This is a genomic window from Collimonas sp. (assembly GCF_035566555.1).
Classification (GTDB): Bacteria; Pseudomonadota; Gammaproteobacteria; order Burkholderiales; family Burkholderiaceae_D; genus Collimonas.
The window spans coordinates 22,098-32,534 of record NZ_DATMRB010000120.1 but is presented as its reverse complement, the minus strand read 5'-3'; the positions used below and the strand labels follow the sequence as shown (position 1 = coordinate 32,534).

At 57.4% G+C, this 10,437-nt stretch carries 13 protein-coding genes; 10 read left to right on the top strand and 3 right to left on the bottom strand.

Annotated elements, in window-relative coordinates; genetic code table 11:
- Window positions 1-174: 174 nt before the first annotated feature.
- Genes VNZ65_RS15590 through VNZ65_RS15575 form a run of 4 tightly spaced genes read left to right on the top strand, consistent with a single transcriptional unit; the run spans window position 175 to window position 4,828 of the window.
- Window positions 175-291 carry a GpE family phage tail protein gene (locus VNZ65_RS15590; RefSeq protein WP_325670545.1) on the top strand — a complete coding sequence of 39 codons (117 nt, stop codon included), beginning with the start codon at window positions 175-177 and terminating at the stop codon, window positions 289-291.
- 9 nt (window positions 292-300) lie between these two features.
- Window positions 301-3,021, top strand: a complete 2,721-nt coding sequence (locus VNZ65_RS15585) for a phage tail protein (RefSeq protein WP_325670543.1) — start codon at window positions 301-303, stop codon at window positions 3,019-3,021.
- Between the two features lie 11 nt (window positions 3,022-3,032).
- On the top strand, window positions 3,033-3,560 hold the full coding sequence (locus VNZ65_RS15580) for a phage tail protein (protein ID WP_325670541.1): 528 nt from the start codon (window positions 3,033-3,035) through the stop codon (window positions 3,558-3,560).
- Window positions 3,560-4,828 (top strand): contractile injection system protein, VgrG/Pvc8 family, encoded by a 1,269-nt coding sequence (locus tag VNZ65_RS15575; protein WP_325670539.1) that lies wholly within the window; start codon window positions 3,560-3,562, stop codon window positions 4,826-4,828. Before VNZ65_RS15580 ends, VNZ65_RS15575 begins: the two co-directional genes overlap by 1 nt.
- An 8-nt stretch (window positions 4,829-4,836) precedes the next feature.
- Here VNZ65_RS15575 and VNZ65_RS15570 read toward each other — a convergent pair whose 3' ends face one another.
- From VNZ65_RS15570 to VNZ65_RS15560, 3 genes are all read right to left on the bottom strand, one after another.
- Complete coding sequence (locus VNZ65_RS15570; protein WP_325670537.1) at window positions 4,837-5,553, bottom strand: hypothetical protein; 717 nt, start codon at window positions 5,551-5,553, stop codon at window positions 4,837-4,839.
- Window positions 5,554-5,586: 33 nt separating this feature from the next.
- The gene (locus tag VNZ65_RS15565) at window positions 5,587-6,168 is read right to left on the bottom strand and encodes an OB-fold protein (protein ID WP_325670535.1); all 582 of its coding nucleotides are present in this window, start codon (window positions 6,166-6,168) and stop codon (window positions 5,587-5,589) included.
- A gap of 90 nt (window positions 6,169-6,258) precedes the next feature.
- Window positions 6,259-6,702 (bottom strand): helix-turn-helix transcriptional regulator, encoded by a 444-nt coding sequence (locus tag VNZ65_RS15560; protein WP_325670533.1) that lies wholly within the window; start codon window positions 6,700-6,702, stop codon window positions 6,259-6,261.
- An 80-nt stretch (window positions 6,703-6,782) separates the two neighbouring features.
- Between VNZ65_RS15560 and VNZ65_RS15555 the strand changes: the two genes are divergently transcribed.
- The 6 genes from VNZ65_RS15555 (at window position 6,783) to VNZ65_RS15530 (ending at window position 10,426) form a co-directional block, all read left to right on the top strand.
- Window positions 6,783-6,980: a hypothetical protein gene (locus tag VNZ65_RS15555; protein WP_325670531.1), complete on the top strand. Its 198-nt coding sequence runs from the start codon at window positions 6,783-6,785 to the stop codon at window positions 6,978-6,980.
- Between the two features lie 12 nt (window positions 6,981-6,992).
- Entirely contained in the window at window positions 6,993-7,190 is a 198-nt protein-coding gene (locus VNZ65_RS15550) for a hypothetical protein (protein WP_325670529.1), read from the top strand.
- A gap of 224 nt (window positions 7,191-7,414) precedes the next feature.
- On the top strand, window positions 7,415-7,666 hold the full coding sequence (locus VNZ65_RS15545; protein WP_325670527.1) for an ogr/Delta-like zinc finger family protein: 252 nt from the start codon (window positions 7,415-7,417) through the stop codon (window positions 7,664-7,666).
- A 131-nt stretch (window positions 7,667-7,797) separates the two neighbouring features.
- Window positions 7,798-8,016, top strand: a complete 219-nt coding sequence (locus tag VNZ65_RS15540; protein WP_325670525.1) for a hypothetical protein — start codon at window positions 7,798-7,800, stop codon at window positions 8,014-8,016.
- A gap of 107 nt (window positions 8,017-8,123) precedes the next feature.
- The gene (locus VNZ65_RS15535) at window positions 8,124-8,462 is read left to right on the top strand and encodes a hypothetical protein (RefSeq protein ID WP_325670523.1); all 339 of its coding nucleotides are present in this window, start codon (window positions 8,124-8,126) and stop codon (window positions 8,460-8,462) included.
- Window positions 8,459-10,426 carry a replication endonuclease gene (locus VNZ65_RS15530; protein WP_325670521.1) on the top strand — a complete coding sequence of 656 codons (1,968 nt, stop codon included), beginning with the start codon at window positions 8,459-8,461 and terminating at the stop codon, window positions 10,424-10,426. The genes VNZ65_RS15535 and VNZ65_RS15530 overlap by 4 nt, the downstream gene beginning before the upstream one ends.
- The last annotated feature ends 11 nt before the right edge of the window (window positions 10,427-10,437 follow it).

The window sequence follows — 10,437 nt, the reverse complement described above, 5'->3', positions numbered from 1 at the left end:
GAGCGTGGCCGCCTTGCAGACCGTCTTGCCGCGTATCACGCAACCGACCCTGACCGCGCACGAAGTCGCCGGCATGGACCCGGCGGATCTGACCGAGATCGGCGCGGAGGTTGCCATTTTTTTGGTGAAGAGAGCGGATCGTCTGGCGGCTTACCGGGCCGAGTAGAAGATCCGATGGCCGATATTGCGGTGGTGTTTCACTGGCCGCCGCAGGCCATGGATGCGCTGGAAGTATCGGACTTGATGGCCTGGCGCGAACGCGCCAGGGTGCGCAGCGGCGCGGAAGAATAGGAAACTAGGATGAGTGACAAGCAATTGCGGTTACAGGTGGTCTTCGCGGCGCTGGATAAGCTGACCGGCCCCTTAAAAAGGATCACCGGCGAATCGTCCACCCTGGGCCGCGCCATCAAAGCCAATAACGACCGGCTGAAGGAACTGAACGCCCAGCAAAAAGATGTTGGGCGCTTCCGTGAACTAAATGCCGGCTTGCAGGCCAGCTCCGGCAAGCTACGCGAGACGCAACAGCAGATCGCCGCCCTGGCACAGCGAATGCAGCAGACCACCACGCCCACGCGTGCCATGACCCGCGAATTTAACGCCGCCGTGAAGTCGGCCAGCGCCTTGAAGCAAGCCGGCCAGCAGCAAGGCGAACAGATGCAGATCTTGCGCTCCCGCTTGTCCGGCGCCGGCATCGACACGCGCCAGCTCGGGTCCGCACAGACCTGGCTCAAAAACAGCATTGCCTTTACCAATGCCGAATTGACAGTCCAGCAGAAGAAGCTGGCGGCAGTCGGCGCGCAACAACAAAAGGTTGCCGGCGCCCGCCAGCATGCCGACAAGTTGCGTACCACCGCCGGCAATGTCGCTGCTGCCGGCATCGGCGCGACTGTCGCCGGCGCCGCCGTGGGCGCGCCCCTGGTCACAGGCTTGAAAGAGGCGAAGCACTACCAGACCGAGAAAGGCCGCATTACTGCCCTGGGCCTGGGACCAAAGGTCAGCGCCGACGCCGAGAGCTACGCCCGCAACATGAAAACCTACGGCACCAGCCACGCCGAAAACCTGGAACTGGTGCGCGACAGCATGTCCGTGTTCGGCGATTTGCCGCATGCGCAGATGGTGGCGCCCATGTTGGCGAAGATGAAATTTGCGAATAAAGCATTTTATGGCGAGGAAGCCGGCGGCGAGAATGAACGCAAGTTCATGGACATGCTGAAGGTCATCGAGGTGCGCGGCGGTACGGCCAGCTCGGAGAAATTCAACGAACAGGCCAATATGGTGCAGAAGGTCATTTCCGCCACGGGTGGTCGAGTCGGCCCTACCGAATGGCTGAACCTCATCAAGACTGGCGGCATCGCCGCCAAGGGCATGGATGAAAAATCCTTTTACTACGAGCTGGAACCACTGGTCCAGGAGCTGGGCGGCTTTGGCGTCGGTAACGGCCTGATGTCGAGCTATAACAATCTGTACCAGGGACGCACCAGCAAGCGCGCCGCGATGAACCTGGACAAGCTGGGGCTGATTGGCGATCACACCAAAGTGAAACATGACAAGGTCGGGCAGACTGCCCAGCTTGATCCTGGTGCGCTCTTGGGGTCAGACCTGTTCAAGAAAAGCCAATTCGAGTGGATGGAAAAGGTCCTGTTGCCGCAGTTGGCAAAAAACGGCATTACCGGCGAGGACAAGATCCTCGACACCATCGGCAGCCTGTTCACCAATCGCAAGGCCGGCGACTTGATGGCGAACATGTACTTGCAGCGTGCCCAGATCCACAAGAACCGGACATTGAACGAAGGTGCCTACGATGTGGACCAGCTAGAACCGCTGGCCCGCGAACAGGCCGGCGGCAAGGAAATGGACGCGCACGCCAAGCTGGCCGACCTCCAGCTGACAATGGGCGAAAAAATCCTGCCGCTGTATTCCAGCGCCATCGAGACCGTGACGAAAGCGCTGGAAGGGCTGAACGGCTTCATGGAGCGCAACCCAGCCACCGCCAAGGCCATGATTGTCGGGTTCGGCATCCTTGCCGGCATCCTGGTGGTGCTGGGGCCGCTGATGCTGGGGCTGGCCGCCTTGATCGGTCCCTACGCGATGTTGCATGTCCTGTTCGCCAAGATGGGCGTCGCCGGCGGCGTGCTGACGCCTATCTTGCGCGGCCTTAGCGGCGGCTTGATGACGGTCGGTAAAACCGTCTTGTGGCTAGGTCGTGCCTTGCTGACGAATCCGATTGTGTTGCTGATTACCCTCATTGCGGTATTGGCCTACCTCATCTATAAAAATTGGGAACCGCTGAAGGCTTTCTTTAACGATCTGTGGGATGGCATCACCGAACGGTTTAACCGCGTATGGGAAGCCATCAAGACCTTTGCCGGCGGTCTGTGGGCCGATGTCAAAACAGCATTCGACGGCGGTATCGGGGGCGTCAGCGCATTAATCATGAACTGGTCGCCGCTGGGGCTGTTTTACAAGGCATTCGCTGGGGTCATGAGCTGGTTCGGTATTGAGCTGCCGGGGACATTTACCGAGTTCGGCGCCAACATCATCCAGGGCCTGGTCAATGGGATTACGTCGGGCTTCGGCTTCCTGAAAGACAAGATCAAGCAGCTGGGGGCCATGGTCGGCATCACGTTTGCGAAGGAACAGGAGATCCACAGCCCTAGCCGTGTCTTTAGCCGATTCGGCGGCTTCATCACTGAGGGGCTGGCGCTCGGTATCGAGAATGGACAGGATGCGCCGATCAACCAGGTCAGCGGTCTTGCCAAGCGACTGACCCAGCTCGGCGCCGGCATCGCCATCGGTGCAACAGCCATGCCGGCGCTGTCCTTCGATACGCGTCCGCCGATTGCGCAGCGGGCCGCCGGCGCCGGCATGGTGATCCAGGGCGACACGATCACGATCTCCATTACCGCTGCACCAGGCATGGATGAGCAAGCCATTGCCCGCGCTGTCATGCTGGCGATGGAAGAGCGCGATAGGCAGAAGGCGGCGCGGATGCGCTCCAGCTTGTCCGACAATCACTTCTAAGGATTTTTACCATGATGATGACCCTGGGCATGTTTGTCTTCAGCCTGCCGACCCTGGCTTACCAGGAGCTGCAACGCAAGACCGATTGGAAGCACCCTAGCACCTCGCGGGTCGGCGCCCGCAATGCCCACCAATTCACCGGCAAGGGCGACGACACCATCACGCTGTCCGGCTGGATCGCGCCGGAGCTAACCGGCAGCGTCTATTCGCTCGATGCCTTGCGCCTGATGGCCGATACCGGAAAATCGTGGATTCTGATTGCTGGGACCGGTCGCATCCTGGGGTCGTATGTCATCACCGGCATGACCGAGGGACGCACGATGCTGGGGCAAGATGGCGACGCCGGCAAGATCGAGTTCTCCATTACCCTGGAGCGTACCGACGAATCGGTGCTGGGCTTGCTCAATACCCTCGGCGACCTGGGCAGCATCAAGAACATGCTCAGTTTGGAGGGCATCAGCAACAGCGCCAGCAACGCCATCAATACCGGCAGATCGACCTTTAACAATGTCGCGGACAGCATAGGGAGCCTGTTCTAATGGACTACCCGATTCCTGCTTTCAAAATCACGCTGGACGGCCAGGACATTACCGGAAAATTCGCGCCGCGCCTGGTCAGTCTCGACCTGACCGAGTGCCGCAGCGACAGCGCCGACGAACTGAGTATCACCCTGTCCGATACGGACGGCCAGCTTGCGATACCAAGCAAGGGCGCCAGGATCAACGTACAGATCGGCTGGCAGGAATCTGGCTTGATCGATAAGGGCGTCTTTACTGTTGATGAGATCGAGCATAGCGGCGCGCCGGATCTGCTGACCTTGCGCGCCAGGACGGCCAGCTTAATCGATACCTTCCGCCAGCCCGTCGAGCGCAGTTTCCACGACACCACCCTGGGCGCGGTGATCGAGGTAATCGCGTTTCAGCAGGAGCTGAAAGCCGGTATTGCCGAGGCGCTACGGGGTGTAAAGATCGCGCACCTGGACCAGACCAGGGAGAGCGACGCGGCATTCCTGCGCCGGCTGGGCAAGAAATACGATGCTGCCGCGACCGTGAAAAATGACACGCTGCTATTCATGCCGGCGGGCCGTAGTAAGACCGCGTCAGGCCGCGACTTGCCTGTGATCCGCATCACGCGCAACCTGGGAGACAGGCACCGCTATCACAGCGCCGAGCGCGACAGCTACAGCGGCGTGCGCGTGTTCTGGCATGACGACCGGCACGGCCTTCGCCGCAGTGTTGTGGCAGGCGTACCTGGCAACAGCAAGCGGCTGCGCACCACCTACGCCAGTGAGGCCGACGCCCGCGCCGCCGCCGTCGCTGAGTGGCAGCGCATCCAGCGCGGCGCCGCCACCCTGGAATTGTCGCTGGCAATTGGCGACCCGGCGCTGATGCCGCAATCGCCTGTGGAAGTCGTCGGATTCAAAACCGATATTGATAATCAGGATTGGCTAACGGCCAAGGTCCGGCACAGTATCAGCGACGCCGGCTTTACCAGCGGTATCGAGCTGGAGACACGCACCGAGGAAGCCGAAGTTGAACGCGAGGATGAGGTCGACCCAGATCCCGGCATTACCGGCGTGTACGCCAAGTGGCGCAACGTCGCCACGAAGAAAACCGGCAAAGAATTTGCACCGTCGACCGGCAAGGGCAAGCATACGGCGCCGGCCGCCGGCGCGACAGCCAGCACAAAGACGCTGCAGCACGTCTACACCAACAAGCAAACCGCTGCACGCGCTGCAAAACTCGAATGGGAAAAAATTCGGGAGCGGCGCGAAATCATCAAGGAAAATGGCCACAACAATTCGTGAGTTTGGCGTTAGCGTGTCCGCGGACGTTGAATGTCATCCCAGCGTGGGCCGTGTTCACCGTCGACGCACTCTTTCACGCCGACATTCAAAATTTTAGCCGTGCTGCCCACGGAGTATGTTTTGCTGTCGTTATGGCACATCGTTTCCGTCTGCGCTGCGTTGGCAACGGGACTATCCGTCGGCATTTTGTAAAGTAGCCATCCACATCCAACGGCCAGCATAATCGTGACGACTGCAAAGGCAATAGAAGTTTGAACCAGTTTTGTATTTGCTTTCGTCTTCTCAGCACACGCAGGACATGGTGCGGGCGCATGTATCGTCGTTGGACCGAGTACCGCCAATGTTTCAAGCGGTTTCGGCGCGACGGCCTGCTCAATTGGTTCTGTGGCTTCCAGGTCGGCCTTGGCGGCAGCAATGCGGCGCTCCATCATTGCCTTCGCAGATTTGTAATATCTGGAAGGTAGTTCCTCTATGCGACTCACACCAAAACGATCCAGCAACTCGGGATAGGCTGCTACCGGCTCCCCGCCGGTGACAGATGCCAACTCAAGTGCCTTGCGCCAAATTTGAGATTTTTGATACGGCGAGATCTTTTCGCCGGCTTCATCTTTGGACTTCTCTGTGTTCACGTTCAAATGCATCACATTAGTTAATTGTGGCGCCTGTTCGACATTACCTATCACCGCTTGGCCTACGTCCCCGGTAAATGCTGTTTTTCCTGTCACGCTGCTGAGTCTCCGTAATATGATTGCAGGCTATCAGGCCGGTGCGCAATTGTTGAGAACTGGGCTACCGATGATCCTGCCGCCGCCTTCACATTGCCAGGTGACTTTGTTGCCTTTCGAGAGCGACGCCGCCAACGCCTCGTGCTTGTCATTCAGCTTTGCCATAGCAGGCATGTATTCGTTTGCAGTCTTTAGATGAACCACGATGTTGTTGAAAGCGTCTTTATCGATACTTTGAACGCTGCCCGAAACACGCAACATCTTCCCTTTATATTTTTGATCCGCAGCGACCTCATTGGCGTCGTAGTCCTTGGCAAGTTGTAACACTGTTACCGCCATCGCTGCTTCTGCTGGAATTTGCGCTTTACTAGATGAAGCCGCAGCTGATTTTGCATCGGCACTGGACGTGGCGGCGTCTGTATTTTGAGCCACCGCTGGAGCATCTGCTGTCTTGCTTGATCCGCCTGCTACTGCCGCGACAATAATCAACGCGACAAAGCCCCCCGCAAAGCCGGCGAGATGGCGTACAAAAGCCCCCTTGCCCTTGCTTTTGTAAAAACGAACCAGCCCCCACCAAACCGCGACAAAACTGATAAATCCAATTGCTGCTCCCATCTGAACTCCCATTGTTAATAATAATTGTGAAATTGTTTTTATTGCATCTAAATGCCCAAACTGAAACCTGGGTTCGTTCCCATCGAATTTTTATACTTTGGGTTTCTTCTTGCCGCCCATATTGAACGTCTGCGGCGCGGTGACATTCCCGGTAACGTTTTGGCTGACCTTCCCATGGAATTCAACATGGGGACCTGTTTTTGTGGGTTCAGCAGCGGGCGTAGGGGCTGCACGCATCCCATCAATCATTCCAAGGACACCAGCTTTACCGCGAATGTCCAAACTGCGATAACCAGCCAGCATGTCCTTTTCATCATCGGGCAGAACTGCCGATGCATATTCCCCGGTAAGCAAATAGAGGACGTCAACACCCGCAGCGGCTATTGCCGCGAGATAGTCAGAATCCGGCTTTCGGGAAGCATTTTCGTAATTCAGTTGAGTATCTTTTGTGACACCACCGAGTACGGCAAATTTGTCTTGATTAAGGCCAAGACGTTTTCTTTCCGTCCGTAGACGTTTGTTGAAATCCTTCATATGCCCAATAATTTATTTGACAGGTGGACGAATGACCACCATAATTACGCCATCCCATAGCGAATACACATCATAACATCATGGAAACATTGCCCAAAGTCAGGCGTATCCCCAAAGGAACAACTTCTCGGCCAAGCGGCGTGCGTTTGATGCCCGACGAACTGGCGGAAGTTGACCAATACGCCTTTGACGAACAGCGCTCACGTGCCTGGTTTCTCCGCGCTCTCATATTGCGCGGCCTCGCCGAATACAAGCGCGCCTTGCCCGCCCACCAATAACAGGACGCTGCTATGTATCCCGACACAAAGCGTATCCGTAACAATCGGCTCATACTCCGGTTTGACGACTACGAACACGACCTTATCAAGGCTTTGGCCAATTATCAGGGAGAGCAACCTTCCACCCTGCTGCGCCAGCTTGTCCTGCGGGAAGCTGCAAGCGCCCTGGGCCTTTCCGATAGTGAAATAGTAGGCGCAAAAGCGGCGTAAGCCTAGACCGCAATAAGCAGACAAAGAGCCGACGAAAAGATGCCAGTTCAAGAAATCACCCTTACCGATGCAGAAAACAATCTGCTGGAGCGCGTGCGCCAGCAGCAAGGTCTGGATTCGGTGCAACAGGCAGCGGAATGGCTTGCGAAGTCGCGTTTGCGCAAGCAGTCGCGCCAAATATCCGGCAGAGGCCGCGCCTTGTATCCAGTAGATAGGAAACCCGCATGAGATTCATCAGCCTTCCTTGTCCTCATTGCCATCATCGCGTGCGTGCCGCGAAGAGCCGCACCATGTCGGACCTGCTGAAAGAGATTACGTACATGTGTCAAAACCCGGACTGCGGTCACGTTTTCGTTGCCGGCTTGGAGGTGCTGCGCACATTGTCGATGTCGGCAACGCCGAATCCCGACGTGCGTATCCACGTATCGCAGCATGTCCGCAATGCTTGTGCCAATCAGCTTGTGTTGAAATTGTGAGCAGCCCATGACGACACCTCAAAGCACGGCGCCGCCGTAATTCTCAGCTAGTCCGTTTTATCCCTTCCGTTGTTCCCTGCAATGCCTGATTTCAGGCATGCGGGATTCGCTCACCCTGAAGAAAGGCAAGCATGTCAGCCGATACAACTTTTCTCAACGTCGAACGCATCACTGTCAACCCGGTACAAACGTGCCTTCATTTTCAATCGGCCAGCCGTCTGTTCTCAATGCAACGACTCGTAGTCCATTTTAAAGATGGCGGAGAGCATGCCCTGACGTTCTTCTTGCATCCCGGTCAGAACGCGCTGGCCTTGGGTGATGTGGTCACTAACGACAAGGTGACAGCATGAAACAGCTCAAAAAATTCCTGTTCGATTTCTCCGTGATGACACTCGGCTGCCTCCTAATCATGGCAGGCCCATTGCTGCAAGCCCTTGGCGTCATCAAGGGGTAATCCATGGCGCCCCACTCCCAACAGACACACCAGGACATTGCGTACACCCACCTGACACACGCCTACATCATATTGGCCGGCGACAAGGAAAGTGTACGCGCCGCCCGCTGGAATAGCGTCCCGCCGCGTGATCGTCAGATGCTGGCACACATGGCCGGCATCGGCAGCAAGAAAGGCGACACCACCCTGCAATCGCTGAACGCCCTGGAGCGCGGCAAGCTGCATTGCGAAGCCAGTCGGCTAATCAAGCAACTGCAAAACGTCCTGCGCTGCGCGCAAGGTGGTGAACTCCCTTGTCAGTTCCCCGCTGCGAGTCACGAATCGGACGGTATCGCCGCATGAGCTACCGCTTCTATTCCACCGACGCCATCACCAGCCTGCCGAAACGCATGGGCCGCGCCCTGCGCGACCTGTTCGCCCGCGATGGCATGGATCGGCACGAACACAAGATCGATGTCATTGATGAGATCTGGTCAGCCGATCATTACCTGCTGCCGCTCGATGCGCCTGATGAGGCGCTTTATCGTGCTGCCGATAGCGCCGCCCGCGAGTGCTATCAGTTCTGTGCCGACTTGCAATCCCTGGATGCGATCTTGTCCGCGATTCGTGAACTCTGTGCGCGTCTGACTGTGGCGCCGCCGGCCGGCGAAGAAGAAAACGAAATCATTCGCAGGGCCTTGGACAAAGCCTGGTGGCTGCGCGGCATCCGCAAGGCGCATGCGCGCCGCTGCGAGCATATGGCGATCCGCCTTGGCTTCACTAGCTACATGACCGGCCCCTATGTCAGCAACGAAACCGCCTATCGCCAGCAGCGCCGCAATAAACAGAATGCCAAGCTGCTGGCCTCTATCGAGCTGCAAAACGAAAACGGCCAGGTCTACAGCCTGGACGCCTTGGCTGCACTCGGCATAGCCAACAAGTCCAATCGGCGCGGCGAACTGATGACCCGCATACGCGGTTTCGAGGAAATCGCTTTCGACTTAGGCCATGTCGGCCTGTTTGCCACGATCACAGCGCCAAGCAAGTATCACGCCGTCCTGAGCAAGAGCGGCGAATCTAACCCGCGATATATCGAGTTTGGCGAACCCACGCCGCGCGATGCCCAGATATACCTGTGCGACGTATGGAAGCGCATCCGTTCCAAGTTGCACCGCGACGGCATCCACGCCTACGGCTTCCGCATTGCTGAACCGCATCACGATGGTTGCCCACACTGGCACATGCTGATGTTTGTACCGCCTGAACACCAAGAGCGCTACGAGGCGATCATCACAGCTTACGCGCTGATCGAAGACGGCGACGAACGCGGCGCCGATAAGAACCGCGTCAAGCTGGTGCGTATCGAAGCTGGCAAAGGTACTGCTGCTGGCTACATTGCGAAATACATCGCCAAGAACATCGACGGTGAACATGTCGGCGATCACCACATGCGCGAAGACGGCCGCACCTACATCGTGACCGACGACCTGGCCGGCGACGAAATGCTGACGCCCAGCCAGCGCGTGTGCTATTGGGCGCAGACCTGGGGCATTCGGCAGTTTCAGCAAGTCGGCGGCGCGCCTATCGGCCCTTGGCGCGAGCTGCGGCGCGTGAAGAGCGAAAGCATCATCAACGCGCCTGACGCGGTTAAATCGGCCTGGCAGGCTGCCCAGACCATCAAGGCAACCGAAACCAACATTATCGACGGCAAGCGCGTGGAAACCGTCAAGACGATCAAGCAAGCCTCCTATAGCGACTACCTGCGGGCGCAAGGCGGCCCCCTGGTCGGGCGCAAGGGTCTGGTCAAGATCGCCACACGCAGCACCGTGGTCGAAGGCAAGTACGCCACCTATGAGACAGAGAAGCCATGCGGGATTTATCACGCATGGAATCCCCGCGCGGTCTACGAATCGGTCCGCTATCAGTGGACAGTCGTCGGCGCCGCCAAGGCTGTGGCTTTTGACTTTCCTTGGACTGGTGTAAATAACTGTACGAAAAAATCCAAAAAGAAAATTTCTACTTCGGTTTTATCGCCGGAAGAAATAGCAGCAACAGCAGTTCGGCTTGCCGCTTTCATCGAAAAAAATCCGCAGCCGGCGTACCAGCCCACCGACTGGTCGGCGATTGATAAAAAATCGAAAGACCTAGAGCGGGAAACCGACAAATTTGCCACCGCGATGAATGCGCAGTGTGAAGAGACGCGCCGGCAGGAAGTGGCCGCGTATGAAAAAAACGACATAGCGGCACGCAAGTGCCTTGTCACGACCTGGGCAGCTCTCGGCGCCTGCCCATATCCACGAATTTATATTACTGAAAGCGATCTATGAAAATACTGATG